The following is a 16,546-nucleotide window of genomic DNA, read 5'->3' as shown; positions in this document are numbered from 1 at the left end:
TTATCTCTTAAATCCACCTTCTGAATGAATAACTTGCCCTGTAATCCATCCGGCTTCTTCGCTCACTAAAAACTTAATAAGCCTTGCTGCATCCTTTGGTTCACCAATTCTTCCAAAAGGAAACATCGGTGTTAACCCGCACTTTATCTCTTCTGTCATCCATCCCGTATTAGTTGGACCTGGATTAATCGCATTAACCGTTATCCCTAATGCTGATAACGTACTAGTGAGAGCATCAATAGCTCCCTTCGTTGTTGCATACGCTAGTTCTCCAGCCATAGGCCCTTTAAATTACCCCGAAGTAATATTAACAATTCTACCGCCAGATTTTTTATCAAATCCTTGAGCAAACTTACTACTTAATAATGTAGTGCCGCGAACATTTACCATGTAATGTTTATCTAACTCTTCAGCAGTCAAATTGGAGAAATCATTATTCGTAGAGTACGCTGCGTTATTAATTAATATATCAGGGTACCCCATTTGTTCAGTAACTTTATTTATAAGTTGTTCCGGCGCATCATTCCGAGTTAAATCTAACTCCATACTTGATACTTCAATACCGTTCTTTATTAGCTCTTCTTTTAATTGTATTTGTTCGTTTGGTTCAACGCCCCAAGGCATCTCTTTATCGTAATTCGTCCAGTACGTAAAAAATATATCGTATCCTGCTTCAGCTAATTCTTTACAAATCGCTGCTCCAATGCCATCTAGACGACTAACACCCGTAACAACTGCTACTTTACTTTTTAATTGATTCATACTATACTCCTCCAAAGTTAAAGGACGCATATTTTATATAAGAGATATAAACTTTCCCCACATAGGCATCTATTCTTACAAAAGGGATGTACAAGCTAAATACGCAGTCCTTGAATGATTTACAGATAGCTAAATAAACCCTCATTAATGAGAGAAAATTTCCTCTATCCACTTTCTAATCATTAAAAGTTCATCCACATATCTAGTCTTTATCCCCTTTCAATATATCTCTATTATTTACTCTAACAAAAAGATTAAATATTTAAAATAGAAAAGATAATCTTCTCTCTCTTTTGGCGGAAAAATATTGTAATTACCTATATAAGCTTTAACTATGTTTCTATTAAAAATAATCATTAAGATATCAAAATAATAAAAACAATCGGAAAAAAGCTGGCGAATACTGGTTCACTTTCTTATAATAAAACGTGGGGCTAATGTGAGAGGTATAAAGGGTCTGATTATACAGACTCAACTGGTTTTAAACAAATAGGGGGAAGAAATATGTCAAAAAAATTACTTTCTTTATTTTCTACACTAATCGTAGCAGCTTTTGTAATAACTGGCTGTGGTCAAAGTGATACGACAAATAAAGAACAAAAAGAAGATGTAACGAAAGAAAGCAAAACAGAAAAAACGGATACAACGAAAGAAAATAAAACTGAAGAAAAAAAATCCGAAGATAAAAAGACTGAAGATAAAAAGACCGAAAATACAGCCACTAGTTCCAGCGATTATTCCAAGCTGATTTCTTATATGGAAAAAGAAACAGGTGGTAAAACAAAAGTTCTTTTTGAAAATAAGGAACCACAAGTCCATAAAGCTGAAGATATTTCAGTATCAATGAATAGTTATACATTAGTTGAATTAAATGGATTCCATACGGACTTTAACATTCCATTTAATCGTCAAACAGAGGGCGGAGTTATTCTTGTGAACTATAGCGTAAAAAATAGTTCAGCTAAAGATCTTTATTATATGCCAACATTGGACATGTCATTTACTGGTGCTCAAAAAGCATATAGTAACTATAGAGATTTAATTCCAACAGAAGATCAGCTACCAACTAAGCTCGCTCCAACAAATGATTATTTAGTAAAAGCAGGAGAAACAATTTCTGGTTATATCGCTTATCCATTTGGAAAAGATGATCTAGCAAAAATTTTAAGTCTCTCAACAGTCTCTGTCTCAGTCCCAACTGCACAAGCTAATAAAGGAAAATTTGATGCCCCAATTGGAAGCCCTGGAAACTTTTCATTAAGTTTAAACAAACAAGGCGCTGAAAAGGTTGCAGCAAATAAAACTTTCTACCAAGATAAAGTAACTGCTAATAACATGGGCGATAAAAAAATGCTAAAAGAACAATCCGGTATTAATAACAGTCAAGAATTAGGTGCTGTCAATGTTACATTAGATGGATATCAATTCGCTCAATTCACACCAAATTCAGTCGAGGCTCCGCGATTTGCAAATTTCAAGAATGGTATTGTTCTATTAACAGTAAAATTCAAACTTGATAACAAAGATACGCAAGACGTTGCACTATCTCCTATAAGCTCTACATTGAGAGTTAATGATGGTTCACAATATACAATTAGCGAAGGTATGCTATTAAATTACGACTATAACGCTTCAGTCAAAACAGGAACATCTGGAGAGTTACTGCAAGTATATATTTTAGATCAAGAACAGTATGAAAAAATTTGGAAAGACAAAAACTTTGAGATTGAATTAGGACCTATGAGAAATAAAGAAGCAAAAGATATTTCACAAGGTAAAAAAGCTAAATTTGCATTACCTAAATAAATTACTACTTATATAATAGAAAAGGCATATAACATATGATTGTTATATGCCTTTTCTATTTGTATCAAGAACAAAACTTTAATTTAAGTGTATACATTTATGATTACCTATCCGTTGTATAAGTGTAGGGAGGAAAAATGATGGGAAAAGAAAATATATTAACCTCCTATCTTATCAATTTAGGGGAGGAAGTGTTTAAGCTATTACTAGTGAAAGGGGCTATAAAAGAAGATGCAGAAGACATCATCCAAAATACTTTCTATAAAGTATACACATTGCTAGATAGCTTAACCGAGGATAACATACGTCCATGGTTTTTCAGAGTCGCATTAAATGAATACATTGACTTAAAGAGAAAAAAAGAACAGCAAAACATCTGCTTAACTGAGGAGATTTATTCAAAACTACAATATACAGACCGTGAATTGGATGTCGTTTTAAATAAAGATGAGATTTTCTATTTATTAAAAGATATAAAACTAGAATATAAAGAGGCCTTCTTTTTAAAATATTATTACGATTTTACATATGAAGAAATCGCTCTAATATTAGATATTCAAGTAAACAGTGTCAAACAAAAATTACATCGCGCACGTAAAACAATTCATTTTACAGTAGGAGGGAAAACTTAATGGACACTTCTTTAAAAGATGCGTTAAAAAAAGCGAAACGTAAGCAATTACTCAAAACCATTATTACTTCTATTATCGTCGTAATAATACTTATCCCTATAATTTATAAGATCGGTAATTACTTCGCGGCGAAAAGTTCTACGAAACTTCACGAACATCTCTTTTTACATAACGCAATTGCAGAACCGAATGTGCAAATTGATTCTCAAGTAACGAGTAATTCATCCATGTTTGGCGGCAATATTATATCAAATCGTTCTAAAAATATTAATGGTTATGTAGTCCCATGGAACACATTAACAAGTTCCTATGGTTGGCTCCGTACCAACATTGATACCAATGAATTAACGCCCGGCTTTTATTGGTCCGATACAGAGTTCTATGAGTACGATAAACAAACTAAAAATAAATTCGCGACATTTTATAATCCAGCTATTAAAGAATATCATGATGGTATCCAAAATGAATTAGGCGAAGTTTCACAAATGAACAACTATGTTGCGGAAGTTGCTATCTCTTTCAATCAGCCCTACACATTACAAGAAATTAAAGAAAAAATTCCAGACAACTTAAACATTGTATGGATATATATGACATCGCCAATTCGAGATGAAAGTAAAGGGCCTGCTGGTATGCCGGTTTACGGATTCAACCCAGACAAGTCCCCTGAAGAAGCGTACAAAGAGTTCCTTGATTCACTTAAACAATACGATGACGATGGACATGACGAAGATATCCAGAAGTTTTTAAAATCAAACAAAAACAAACCCTTTGATCAAGTGAAAATTTTAGGTGTTATGCTAACTGGGAGAACGGAAAACTTTAAGGCGTTAGAAAACCAAGACTTTATTCGCGGTGCTTCTGTAGGGGTTACTGCACAAGTGGTTCCTTATATAAAACCGGAGAAATAATAAGGAAAAGAAAAGATAAACTAATAGTAGATAGTTAAAAGAACGTACATTAATCTGTTTACTATGGGAGCTATCTATTTTAGTGGAGAGCTCCCATCCCACGTTTATTGTTCATCCTCTAAAAAATAAATTTCCAAATACTTTATGTACAAATGAAAAATCATAATTTTTATTCACAATGGATATATAATAAACATGTAAATACAATACATTGGAGGGATTTCAATGGTTATCAATTTTTTAAGAACTGATAAACGTGCTACTTTCATATTATTATTTTTACGACTTTACATAGGATATGCGTGGCTTGCTGCCGGAATAGGAAAAGTTGTTGGACAATCTTTTGACGCAAGTGGTTTTCTAAAAGGAGCTATCGCTCAAGCATCAGGTGACCACCCTGCAGTACAAGGCTGGTGGGCAGATTTCCTTCAACATTTTGTTCTTCCAAACGCAGACCTATTTAGCTTTTTAGTTCAATGGGGAGAAATTTTAGTAGGGCTAGGTTTGATTTTAGGTGGATTAACAAAAACAGCTGCATTTTTCGGCATCATAATGAACCTTTCATTTTTATTAAGCGGAACTGTTAGTGTAAACCCAAACCTACTTATTTTAACTATGTTCATTTTAGTTGCAGGACAGAATGCTGGACGTATTGGATTAGATGGTTATGTTTTCCCAAAACTTTTCAAAAAAAATAACCGCGAAGCATATAAATTAAGTAAAACTGCATAAGAACAGTTCATCTTTTAAATATAAGCTAATAAGAAACACGATCATTTTCTCACATAAAGTGAAACTTTAATCAGTGGGGGGTTTTGTTCTTCCCCCACTGATTATTAGTTGAACCAATCGGGCTTTTACGAGCAGTTTATCCCCCACCTAACTTCTTTGCTCCAACCGAATTTTGAGGTGGGAGTTTTACTGCCCACAAATAGCGGGATAAAACAAAACCGAAATCTATAATCAGATTTCGGTTTTTTGATATACAATAAACCACCTAAACTATTCACAATTCGATATAATACAAATTTATCTATAGAAGTAATTTATATTTATATAAACGTTATAAGTTAGGCTATCTGAAAATCTAATAATATGTATACTTGCAGATAAACCAGAGGCAAGAGCTACAATCACAAGCTAAATATGAAAACAGCCTTCCTTATGAAGACTGTTTCATCCTTATGTATCCTGTGGGGATATCCATTATAAAACCCTAAAACCTTCCATACTTTCCCCAAGAATATAGTGTGAAAACCACATCAAATTCTGCTTCATAATAGCCGCATTAATTCCTGGCTGGTCAGAACTATATGCCATTCCTTTAAATATAATTAATTCTGTATCAACTTCCATATCCCTTAATCCTTGATATAGCTCATAGGCGTTTAGAGTTGGAATTCTTACATCCTTTTCGCCATGTTGAATTAAGGTAGGCGTACAGGCTGATTTAATATACGTCATTGGTGATGTTTTCGTATATATCTCAGGATCATTCCATGGTGTATTTCCTAGATGCATTCTAATAAAGTAAGGGATATCTGTATTTACATAATGGGTACTCCAATTAGTAATTCCACCTCCAACTGAAATAGCTTTAAATCTACTACTATACGTAGAACAGAAAGCTGATATATATCCCCCGTTGCTCCATCCCATAACCCCTACTCTATCCTTATCTACAATCCCTTGATCAACTAGTTTATCCACTCCAGATATAACATCATCGTAGTCAGCAATTCCCTGTTTTCTATAGTTTGCTTTTAAGAATTCATTACCATAACCAGAACTTCCCCTATAGTTCGGCTCTAAAACTATAAAGCCTTTTTCGATAAACTGCTCAATAGGATATTTTTCATTAAAACAATCTGAAAATATTGGGAAGGATGCCCAAGACGGGCCACCATGGATTACTACCAATAAGGGATATTTTTTACTTGCATCAAACTCTACTGGAGTTGATAAAACACCCTCTATTTCAAGACCATCGCTACTTTTCCATGAGATTATCTCTCTGTTACTTTTAAGCTTTCCTTCGAAAAAGCTATTTTCATTCGTTATTTTTTTATCGTCTAAATAGATTTCAAAGGTTTCATTTGTTATAGCTTTATTATAGGATATACGATTTCCATCCCTTGTTATAGAAGCATCCATTATAAAGCCATCTACTTTTTCACTTAACATTTCTACAGTGCCATCCTCAGATAGCAACCCAATAAGATAATTAGTTTTATCCTGCCATCTAATTAAAATCCCTTTAGCTGTCCACTGTAATGGCATAGCCGTACTATCAAAATCTAGTAAAGGTCGAATTAGTTCTCCATTATTAATATCATATATCTCTAATGTACTGTCTTGTATATGAGTCTTATAGTACCCCTTCTCCCTTATGCTTACTGAGTAACATATTTTGCTGCCTTCAGGAGAAAAGCAAACGCTCCCTCCCAACAACTTATCTATATTCATCTTTTGTAGTTCTCCAGCTTCAATATCTAATATGTATAGATCACCATTCATATAATCATTTGGGCTTGGTGTAGCCATAAATACAACCTTTTTCCCATCATTTGAAATATCAAATCCGTGGATATGAAAATCCTTCCCATTAGTTAGTTGATAAACACCATTATTTTCGTGTTCCTCTTTATCATTTTGTATCACTTTTTCTACTTCAATGTAATATAAACAATTATTCTTGTACTCCTTACCTATATGTTGGAAATCCCCATATAGTTCCTTCCGTTTCTTTATCACCTCAGATTCTTTTGACTGTGCCACATAATAAAAGCCTTTGCCATTAGGCTCCCATTTAAAATTACTGACCCCTTCTTTCTCATCAGTAATTTGTAACTCACTATAACCATCTATTGACTTAACAAAGATTTGATTTTTCTTATTATCCCCGTCACCAACTGGGCTAAGGTATGCGATATCCCTAGAATCTGGGGACCATAATGGGTGTATACTATCTATATCCCCAGTTGTTAATGGATAACTCTGCTCCTTATCTTTTTCATATATCCATATATGATTCCTATATGTATTGTCTTTCCAGTTAACTGTCTTCTTAACAAATGCTACGCTTTTCCCATCATCACTTATGTTTGTATTTGATAGGGTTGGTAATGAAATAATCTCTTCTATACTTAAATATGTTTTTTCTTTCACCTTCATTAATAATCCCCCTCGTAATGTCTAGTAATCTAATTTGTTCAATAAAGTGAAACTCTAATCAGTGGTTTTTTTCCATCAACGAATACCCGAAATAACAACAGAAAATTCAGTTAAATAAAAGTAATTCCGTCCCAAATCCGATAAAAACTCATGTTGTCTGCCGGTTTTTATACTTTTTAATCCTACTGACCGATCTAATGAGGAATCGTCTTGAATTTCAAGACAAGGCTGATAATTTCTCCCACTGCCAGTTCCTTGCCCTCTTTAATCCACTTATCGATATTAGATGTTCTTTTTTTCGACACAAAAATGCCCCTTTAGATAATCATATCCAAAGGGGCAAAGCTTCACAACTTTTTTATAAACGTCGCGACTTTATTTTAAATTTACAATAATCTAGTTACTCTACCAATTTCCTACTCAACAGTAACAGACTTAGCTAAGTTACGTGGCTTATCAACGTCACACTCGCGGTGAAGCGCTGCGTAGTATGAGATAAGTTGTAATGGAATAACTGCTACTAGCGGTGCTAGTGCTTCGTGTACAGCTGGTAATACGAAGCTGTCACCTTCCATTTCTAAGCCTTTCATTGAGATGATACATGGGTTAGCTCCGCGTGCTACTACTTCTTTCACGTTACCACGAATCCCAAGGTTAACGTGCTCTTGTGTAGCAAGTGCGATAACTGGTGTACCGTTTTCGATTAAGGCAATTGTACCGTGTTTTAATTCTCCTCCAGCAAATCCTTCTGCTTGGATGTAAGAGATTTCTTTTAGTTTTAACGCACCTTCTAAACCTACGAAGAAGTCTACGCTACGTCCGATGAAGAAGCAGTTACGCGTTGTTGCTAAAAATTGTTTTGCTAATGCGTCCATCTCTTCTTTTTGATCACAAAGTACTACCATTGCATTTGCTACAAGTCCTAATTCGTGTGTTAAATCGAAATCAAGAACTCCACCTTTTGCTTGTGCAATGTCAGCCGCTAAGATTGAAAGCACTGCAAGCTGTGCTGTGTATGCTTTCGTCGATGCAACTGCAATTTCTGGTCCAGCATATAGCGGAAGTGTATAATCAGCTTCACGAGAAAGCGTAGATCCAGGTACGTTTGTAATTGTTAATGCTCTATGACCCATTTCATTTGTTTGCACAAGTACTGCACGGCTATCAGCTGTTTCACCACTTTGTGAGATGTAAATGAAGAATGGTCTTTCTGTTAATAATGGCATGTTGTAAGAGAATTCACTTGCTACGTGTACTTCAACCGGTACTTTCGCAAATTTCTCAATGAATTGCTTTCCAACAAGACCTGCATGATAACTTGTTCCACATGCAATGATATAAATACGATCACTATCTAAGATTGCATTACGGATATCTGAATCCAGTTCAATCTCGCCATTTTCACCTTGGTACTTTTGAATAATATTACGGATTACAAGTGGTTGCTCATCGATTTCTTTTAGCATGAAGTGAGGATACGTTCCTTTTTCAATATCACTTGCGTCTAATTCCGCTGTATAAGGTGCACGTTCAATCGTTTCACCTTGTAAGTTTTTAATTGTAATGTTTTCTTTTGTTACGATTACGATTTCTTTATCCATTAACTCGATAAATTGATCTGTAACTTGTAACATCGCCATAGCGTCGCTCGCCACAACATTAAAGTTGTCACCAACACCTACTAATAGCGGGCTTTTGTTTTTAGCAACATAAATCATGTTTGGATTTTCAGCATCAAGTAGTCCGATTGCATAAGAACCATGTAAAAGAGATAGCGTATTACGGAACGCTTCTTCTACACTTAATCCTGTGCTCACTTGTTGTTCCATAAGCTGTACGATAATTTCTGTATCCGTTTCACTTACGAACGTTACATCTTGTAAATATTCCTTTTTCACTAACTCATAGTTTTCAATTACACCGTTATGAACTAGTGTAAAACGTTTTGATGTACTTTGATGCGGATGCGCGTTTAACTTACTTGGAACACCGTGTGTAGCCCAGCGTGTATGACCGATTCCCACACTTGCTGCTACGTTCTCATCTACGATCTCGCGAAGTTTTGCAATACGGCCTTTTTCTTTGTATACAACAACACCGTTCTCTGCTTGTACTGCAATACCTGCTGAATCATATCCACGATATTCTAGTTTTTCTAAACCTTTTAATAAAATTTCCTTTGCATCTTGCTCTCCAATAAATCCTACGATTCCACACATGTTTAGTCGCCGTTACAAATGCTTACACTGCTTTGCGAACATGTAACGACATAGTCCGATACCATTTATTTATATTAAAAAAACGGATTACATATTGCTAGCCCTGTAAGCTTGTAACGGCTTTCACCTTCCTCTCAATTGGGTTTAAGTCCGTATACACTTATACAGCTAGTTTTCATCCGTTCCTTTTCTCTCATCACACTTTCACCTTTGTCCACTAAGTCACCTTAATGTTTTAAGTAAAAGTTTGCGGTTGTGATGAACAACCGGGAGTCATCCGCCGAAATCTCGATAAACTCCACCTCGTCAACTACACTACTTGTAGTTCTGGCGCTTTTATAATTTACAATATTTACTTTGAGAAAAAGAACAAGACAATCTTATAACAAACAATATAAACCGTCAATGAATTTTTTTTCATTGTCTATAAAACATATGAAAAAGGAGCACTTCTTGTGCTCCTTTTAAAACAAATTCGGTAAATTATTCAGCTCCAACTTCCGCTTTCACAACTTCTACAATACGGTGCACATAAGCATCACAAACTTCTTGTGTCGGTGCTTCTGCCATTACACGAATAAGTGGTTCTGTTCCAGATGGACGAACAAGAATACGACCGTCTCCGTTCATTTCTTCCTCTACAACACGAATAATTTCTTTAATTTTCTCATTTTCTAATGCTAGTTTTTTATCTGTTACACGAACGTTTACTAGTAATTGTGGGAATTTTGTCATCTCGCCTGCAAGCTCAGATAATGGCTTTTTCGTCATTTTCATGATGTTTACAAGTTGAAGTGCGCTTAACATTCCATCACCAGTTGTAATGTAATCAAGTAAGATAATGTGACCTGATTGTTCTCCGCCCAGGTTATATCCACCACGTTTCATTTCTTCCATTACGTAGCGGTCACCAACTGCTGTTTTATTACTTGTAATATTGTTTGCTTCAAGTGCTTTGTAGAAGCCTAAGTTACTCATAACTGTTGAAACAACTGTATTATGTTTCAATTGACCAGTTTCTTTCATATACTTCGCACAAATAAACATAATTTGATCGCCATCAACGATGTTTCCTTTTTCATCTACCGCGATTAAACGGTCGCCATCACCATCAAAAGCAAGTCCGATATCGGCACCTTTTTCTTTTACTAATTCAGCTAAGACTTCTGGATGTGTAGATCCTACGCCCTCGTTAATATTCATACCGTTTGGAGAAGTTCCCATCGTTGAAATATCAGCTTCTAAGTCTGCAAATAAGTATGGAGCTAAAGAAGAAGTCGCACCGTGTGCGCAATCTAAGGCAATATGTAAACCAGAGAAATCTTCCTCTACAGTTTGTTTAATGTATTGTAAATACTTTTGTCCACCTTCAAAGTAATCACTCACTTGCCCAAGGTTAGTACCTGTTGGACGTGGTAACTCGTCAACTTCTTTGTCTAATAATGCTTCAATTTCAGCTTCTTGCTCATCTGTTAATTTAAAACCATCTGAACCGAAGAACTTAATTCCATTATCTTGTACTGGATTATGAGATGCAGAAATCATAACACCCGCTTGTGCATCTAAAGCTTTTGTTAAATAAGCCACACCTGGTGTAGAAATAACACCAAGACGCATTACTTCTGCTCCAGTTGATAATAGACCTGCTACTAAAGCTCCTTCTAACATATGTCCAGATACACGTGTATCACGGCCAATAATTACTTTTGGACGATCTGTATCTTTTGTTAATACATAGCCACCAAAACGTCCAATTTTGAATGCTAATTCAGGTGTTAATTCCTTATTTGCAACCCCGCGTACTCCGTCTGTACCAAAATATTTACCCATTATTATTCGCTCCTTTTTCGTGCTCTTTTTGATTATCTACTGTTGGTTCTTGGCTCGTTTCTTGCCCATTTTCTTTGTCTTTTTCTTTTTCTTTTTCTTTTTCTTTATCTTTTTCCTGATCCTTTTCTGGATCCGGTTCAGGATTTTTTGGTTTTTCAGTTTGGTTTTCTTTATTGTTTGCTGGATCTGGTTGTTCGATATTACCCTGTACTTCTTTATCTGGTTTTTCTTTCTTCACAATTGTGACTTTAGCACTTTTTTGTTTTGGTTCTATCGAAATATTACCAGGACCGCTCACTTGAATAGAAACATCCTTCGTCCCCGGAGATACATTTTGCAGATTAATCGCAGCTGTTATTTGAGCAGCTGTTATTTTATCTACTATACTTGCTTCTCCTGAAATATCAACGCTTATCTTTCCATCTTGTGGCGAAAGTAGCTGAGCAGTAACATCATTCGGAATGCCATTTTTTTGAATTGGGATACCATCTATAGTTTTACTTTTCGTTTGTTTTACCTTTTGTACTCCTACAGAAACCTTCACTTGATTTGGTTTTGCACTTGTCACACCTTTTGGCAATAAAACAGAGGCATCGAATGTTGTAGAATCCGTCAATTGACTAAGATCTACCTCGACCCCCTCTATAGATTGTATATTATCCAAAATGTCTTTTGGACCTGCTATCGTTACCTCTTTTGGTTCAACATTAATATTTGTAACAGCTAAACCCTCTGGTAAATTCCCTTTTTTCGAATATGTTAAAGGAACTGTTTTTTCGACGTTATTTGCTGTAGGTTGTGTCGCTACATTCACCGTTACACTTATTTTAGATGGACTCGTTTTTACATTTAAACGTTTTCCTTCTTTATTGTACAATGTAACGTCTGCTGTTTTTGTAACAGTTTTATTCACGCCTTTTAAGTCGATATATGCCTTAGCAGATGAAATACTTTCGATTTCTTCTTTCGTCCCAACTACCTCAACAGTATCAGGTTTAATGTTTGATTTTTCGAGAGTAGCACCCGCTGACATTTGATCCTCATTTGATAATTTTAAGTCTACATGAACATATTTTCTCGCTTTTTCATGAAGAGTAACTTTAATTGTTGATGGCTGAACTGTTCCTTTTACATCATCTGGAAGCCCGTTCGTTTTCAAAGAAACTTCATAAGTCCCTTTTGGACTATCTCGCAAATCAACCGTTATATCAAATTGTTTTTTTGCTTTTGCTGTAGCAACTGCTGCTTTTGGGCCTTCTAACTTCACCTTAACGCCCTCTGCCGGAATACCACTTACAATATATTTCTCTTCATCATACTTAAGGTTAATAGCATGATTAGTTAATGTTTCTTTCGTATCATTTGCGAAAGGTAATATACCCGACGTCGTATTTTTTTCAGTTAAAGTTGCGGACATAAAAAGCATACACGCCAATAGTAATGAGATTCCTTTTAAAAACCAATGATTCTCCATTAACTTATCCATGACGCTTTCTCCTCCAATTCCATAAAGACGAAGAAGTCGTTTTTTCGTTCCCACTAAATTCTGCTAATAACATATCCTTTAGTTGTTCTGTCTTCAAATCACGATGCAACTTACCGTTTTTCGTTAAAGAAATTTGGCCCGTTTCTTCAGATACAACTACTGTAATACTATCAGTGACTTCACTAACTCCCATTGCAGCGCGATGCCTTGTTCCTAACTCCTTAGAAATAAAGGGGCTTTCTGATAACGGAAGATAACAAGCCGCTGCTTTAATTGTACTTCCTTGCATAATTACGGCTCCGTCGTGAAGAGGCGTATTTGGAATGAAAATATTAATGAGTAACTCCGATGATACATTTGCATTTAACGGAATACCCGTTTCCACATAATCACCCATTCCGGTCTCTTTTGACAACGTAATTAATGCACCAATTCTACGTTTTCCCATATATTCCGTTGCTTTTGCTATCGATGTTGCAACAATTTCAGGTTCATCATCCTCCTGAGTTCCAACACGCGAAAATAAACTTCCGCGTCCTAGCTGCTCAAGTGCTCTTCGCAATTCTGGCTGGAAGATAATAATAACGGCTAAAAATCCCCACGTTAATACTTGTTCCGTTAGCCAATATAGCGTATGCAATCCAAGGAAAATACTAATCATCCGAACGACAATAATAACCGTAATCCCTTTTAAAAGTTGAACAGCTTTCGTCCCTCGGATTATAAGAATTAGCTTATATATAATAAACCATACAACGGCAATATCTAATACCGTACTAAGATATTTCAAAATGGTCGTATCTTCAAAAGGCATGCTAACCCTTCCTCCTACTTACGAGCAATTCTATCCATATATTGAAATATTATTTTATGCTCTATCTGTATGTATTTCCAACAACTAGTTAATTATACCATACATGAAACAAACGACAATTACAAACGCCCCCTTTAGCTTAAATTGGTAAGATGTCAAACTTTCTTACCCTACAGTATAATATTAGTCATTATTATACGCCTATTTTCCAATAAAAAAAGCAACTTCACAGTTGCTTTTCTTACATTTATTTCAGTTTTTCACCGAATAAAGAACCCATTAAAGCAACCGCTGTTGTTGCTGTTCTGTTTCTCTCATCTAAAATTGTATTTACTTCAACAAACTCAGCAGATGTAACAATATCAGCTTCTGCTAACATCTCCATCGCTAAGTGGCTTTCACGATAAGATAGACCACCAATTACAGGTGTTCCAACTCCTGGTGCGTCATGAGGATCAAGCCCATCTAGATCTAATGATAAATGAACGCCATCCGTATGAGATAAATACGCAATTGTTTCTTCCATAACAGCCGTCATACCCATACGATCGATTTCATGCATTGAGAATACTTTAATGCCTTCATCGCGAATAAAGTCTTTTTCTCCTTCATCCAATGCACGTGCACCGATAATTACAACGTTCTCTTTCTTCACCTTTGGATATGCTTCATATAAGTCTACAAGCATCGGATGTCCATAGCCTAAACTTGCAGCAAGTGACATACCGTGAATATTTCCAGATGGTGAAGTCTCTTCTGTATTTAAATCACCATGTGCATCATACCAAATAACACCTAAATTTTTATAATGTTTCGCTACACCAGCTAGCGTACCGATAGCAATACTATGGTCACCGCCTAATACAAGTGGAAAACGACCTTCTTCTATAATATGATCAACCTTACTCGCTAATTCATTACATACAGTTGCAACTTGTGTAAGGTTTCTTAATTTTGTATTTTCATCTACTTCTTTTTCTCTCTCAATACATATATCGCCCAAATCTTTAACGTCATATCCAATTTGTTCAATTCTTTCAATTACCCCTGCATAACGGATCGCGCTTGGTCCCATATCAACCCCGCGACGCATCTGTCCTAAATCCATTGGAACTCCAATAACTGAGATTTCTTTTTTCATAGATAGTATCCCCCTTTTATGCCTTCCTAAATATTTTAAATCTTTTATATAGTCTGACTCAACTCGACATTTTTCTGCATGGATATACAATATATTCACTTGTACTTTCATTGAAACCTAAATTTTAAGACTATTCTATGTATAAAGTTAACTTTATGAAACAACTGACTTTTCTATCAGCTAATATTTTTATCCGCACTTTTCCCCATCATCACTCAGGATTATGCAAAATATCATCAAATAAATGAATTATAAAACACTTCTACATTTAGAAGTGTTTTTCTGATGCTAATTTCCACACTGCTGCAATATTTCTTGCTGTCATTTCGATATTCTCTTCTGCCCTTTTATATGCTTCTTCTAATGTCATTGGACTCGCTGTAATACTAAATACTGCATCAATTCCCTTTTCGTAAACAGTCGTATAATTCGAGGATACAGATCCACCAATAGCAATTACAGGAATATGACGACATTTCGCCCGCTTCGCGACACCAACAGGAGCTTTTCCATACGCTGTTTGTTCATCTATTCTTCCCTCACCAGTTACAATCAGATCGGCGCCCTCTATACACTTATCAAAATTTGTATAATCTAATACAATTTCAATTCCTTTTCTTAACTGCCCCTTTAGAACTGCAACGACAGCTGCTCCCATTCCTCCAGCTGCCCCCGCCCCTGGTATTTCAGATACATCTAAAGACACATGTTGTTTAAGTATATTAGCATAATGTTTTAAATTCTCATCTAGCTCTTTCATCATCTCTACATTTGCACCCTTTTGTCTCGCAAATACAAAAGATGCCCCGCTAGCTCCGACTAAAGGGTTATCTACATCACACGCCGCTTCTAACTTTAGATCCTTTAGACGTGAATCCATCCTAGAAAGGTCAACAGTAGTAATCAAATGTAATGTCCCTCCAGAGGGTTCTATTACTTCACCTTTCCTGTTTATAAACCTTGCGCCTAAAGCAGATAGCATACCAGCCCCACCATCATTTGTAGCACTTCCTCCAAGCCCTAAAATAATGTGTTTCGCTCCTTGATCTAATGCATGTAATATAAGTTCTCCTGTCCCTTTTGTCGTTGTAATAAGTGGGTTTCTCTTTTCAATTGGTACGTGTTGTAATCCTGATGCTGCTGCCATTTCAATAAATGCTGTCTTCTTATCTTTAGACATACCATAAAAGGCTTGCACGCTCTCTCCAAGCGGCCCTGTCACATTAAGTGATATAATTTCCCCCATTGTAGCACCAACAAGAGATTCGACCGTTCCTTCACCTCCATCTCCAATTGGCACTTTAACGTACTCTGCTTTAGGAAAAACTGCTGCAAAACCTCTTTCAATAGCTTCACATACCTCCATAGCTTTCAAACTTTCTTTATATGAATCAGATGCAACAACAACTTTCATAATTATCTCCCCTTATTTATGCTCTTCTTTCATTTTAAACAACATATACAAAAGTTGTCTTTTTATGTGAAATTTAAGCACAAAAAAAGCTTACATCATTTGATGTAAGCTTTCCCTATTTATATGGAGCCTAGCGGGATCGAACCGCTGACCTCCTGCGTGCAAGGCAGGCGCTCTCCCAGCTGAGCTAAGGCCCCGTAGTAATAAAGCGGAAGACGGGATTCGAACCCGCGACCCCAACCTTGGCAAGGTTGTATTCTACCACTGAACTACTTCCGCGAAAATGGTGAGCCATGAAGGATTCGAACCTTCGACCCTCTGATTAAAAGTCAGATGCTCTACCAACTGAGCTAATGG

At 35.9% G+C, this 16,546-nt stretch carries 11 protein-coding genes, 2 tRNA genes and 3 pseudogenes; 4 read left to right on the top strand and 12 right to left on the bottom strand.

From position 1 onward, the window contains the following. Nucleotides 1-792, bottom strand: a pseudogene (locus tag JDS80_RS26470) (SDR family oxidoreductase). Nucleotides 793-1,266: 474 nt separating this feature from the next. On the opposite strand from JDS80_RS26470, the gene JDS80_RS26465 reads away from it, so the two are divergent. The 4 genes from JDS80_RS26465 (at nucleotide 1,267) to JDS80_RS26450 (ending at nucleotide 4,843) form a co-directional block, all read left to right on the top strand. Further along, entirely contained in the window at nucleotides 1,267-2,568 is a 1,302-nt protein-coding gene (locus JDS80_RS26465; protein ID WP_199640374.1) for a DUF5068 domain-containing protein, read from the top strand. 140 nt (nucleotides 2,569-2,708) lie between these two features. Beyond that, nucleotides 2,709-3,200: an RNA polymerase sigma factor gene (locus JDS80_RS26460; protein WP_199640373.1), complete on the top strand. Its 492-nt coding sequence runs from the start codon at nucleotides 2,709-2,711 to the stop codon at nucleotides 3,198-3,200. Then, on the top strand, nucleotides 3,200-4,111 hold the full coding sequence (locus JDS80_RS26455) for a sigma factor regulator N-terminal domain-containing protein (protein WP_199640372.1): 912 nt from the start codon (nucleotides 3,200-3,202) through the stop codon (nucleotides 4,109-4,111). The genes JDS80_RS26460 and JDS80_RS26455 overlap by 1 nt, the downstream gene beginning before the upstream one ends. A gap of 225 nt (nucleotides 4,112-4,336) precedes the next feature. Further along, nucleotides 4,337-4,843, top strand: coding sequence for a DoxX family membrane protein (locus JDS80_RS26450; protein WP_199640371.1), 507 nt, complete (start codon nucleotides 4,337-4,339; stop codon nucleotides 4,841-4,843). Nucleotides 4,844-5,317: 474 nt separating this feature from the next. On the opposite strand, the gene JDS80_RS26445 is transcribed toward JDS80_RS26450, so the two are convergent. The 11 genes and pseudogenes from JDS80_RS26445 to JDS80_RS26405 form a co-directional block, all read right to left on the bottom strand. Next, on the bottom strand, nucleotides 5,318-7,285 hold the full coding sequence (locus JDS80_RS26445; RefSeq protein WP_199640370.1) for a S9 family peptidase: 1,968 nt from the start codon (nucleotides 7,283-7,285) through the stop codon (nucleotides 5,318-5,320). A gap of 78 nt (nucleotides 7,286-7,363) precedes the next feature. Further along, nucleotides 7,364-7,590 (bottom strand): annotated as a pseudogene (locus tag JDS80_RS32155) (TnsA endonuclease N-terminal domain-containing protein); the annotation flags it as partial. Between the two features lie 111 nt (nucleotides 7,591-7,701). Next, nucleotides 7,702-9,504 carry a glutamine--fructose-6-phosphate transaminase (isomerizing) gene (gene glmS / locus JDS80_RS26440; RefSeq protein WP_199640369.1) on the bottom strand — a complete coding sequence of 601 codons (1,803 nt, stop codon included), beginning with the start codon at nucleotides 9,502-9,504 and terminating at the stop codon, nucleotides 7,702-7,704. A gap of 12 nt (nucleotides 9,505-9,516) precedes the next feature. Beyond that, a pseudogene (locus JDS80_RS32415) lies at nucleotides 9,517-9,701 on the bottom strand (hypothetical protein). Between the two features lie 286 nt (nucleotides 9,702-9,987). Then, a complete protein-coding gene (glmM, locus tag JDS80_RS26435) occupies nucleotides 9,988-11,334 on the bottom strand; it encodes a phosphoglucosamine mutase (RefSeq protein ID WP_199640368.1) in 1,347 nt (448 codons plus the stop codon). After that, nucleotides 11,327-12,820: a CdaR family protein gene (locus tag JDS80_RS26430; protein WP_199640367.1), complete on the bottom strand. Its 1,494-nt coding sequence runs from the start codon at nucleotides 12,818-12,820 to the stop codon at nucleotides 11,327-11,329. Before JDS80_RS26430 ends, glmM begins: the two co-directional genes overlap by 8 nt. After that, entirely contained in the window at nucleotides 12,813-13,634 is an 822-nt protein-coding gene (gene cdaA / locus JDS80_RS26425) for a diadenylate cyclase CdaA (RefSeq protein ID WP_071744473.1), read from the bottom strand. Before cdaA ends, JDS80_RS26430 begins: the two co-directional genes overlap by 8 nt. Nucleotides 13,635-13,881: 247 nt before the next feature. Continuing rightward, nucleotides 13,882-14,775, bottom strand: a complete 894-nt coding sequence (gene rocF, locus JDS80_RS26420; protein WP_199640366.1) for an arginase — start codon at nucleotides 14,773-14,775, stop codon at nucleotides 13,882-13,884. A gap of 268 nt (nucleotides 14,776-15,043) precedes the next feature. Beyond that, the gene (locus JDS80_RS26415) at nucleotides 15,044-16,189 is read right to left on the bottom strand and encodes a glycerate kinase (RefSeq protein ID WP_199640365.1); all 1,146 of its coding nucleotides are present in this window, start codon (nucleotides 16,187-16,189) and stop codon (nucleotides 15,044-15,046) included. A gap of 124 nt (nucleotides 16,190-16,313) precedes the next feature. Further along, a tRNA-Ala gene (locus tag JDS80_RS26410) sits at nucleotides 16,314-16,386 on the bottom strand. A 10-nt stretch (nucleotides 16,387-16,396) separates the two neighbouring features. Further along, a tRNA-Gly gene (locus JDS80_RS26405) sits at nucleotides 16,397-16,468 on the bottom strand. Nucleotides 16,469-16,546: the final 78 nt, after the last annotated feature.

This window comes from Bacillus cereus group sp. N8 (assembly GCF_016483685.1).
Lineage (GTDB): Bacteria > Bacillota > Bacilli > Bacillales > Bacillaceae_G > Bacillus_A > Bacillus_A proteolyticus.
The sequence above is the reverse complement of the archived record's forward strand: the minus strand, read 5'-3'. Positions and strand labels throughout refer to the sequence as shown.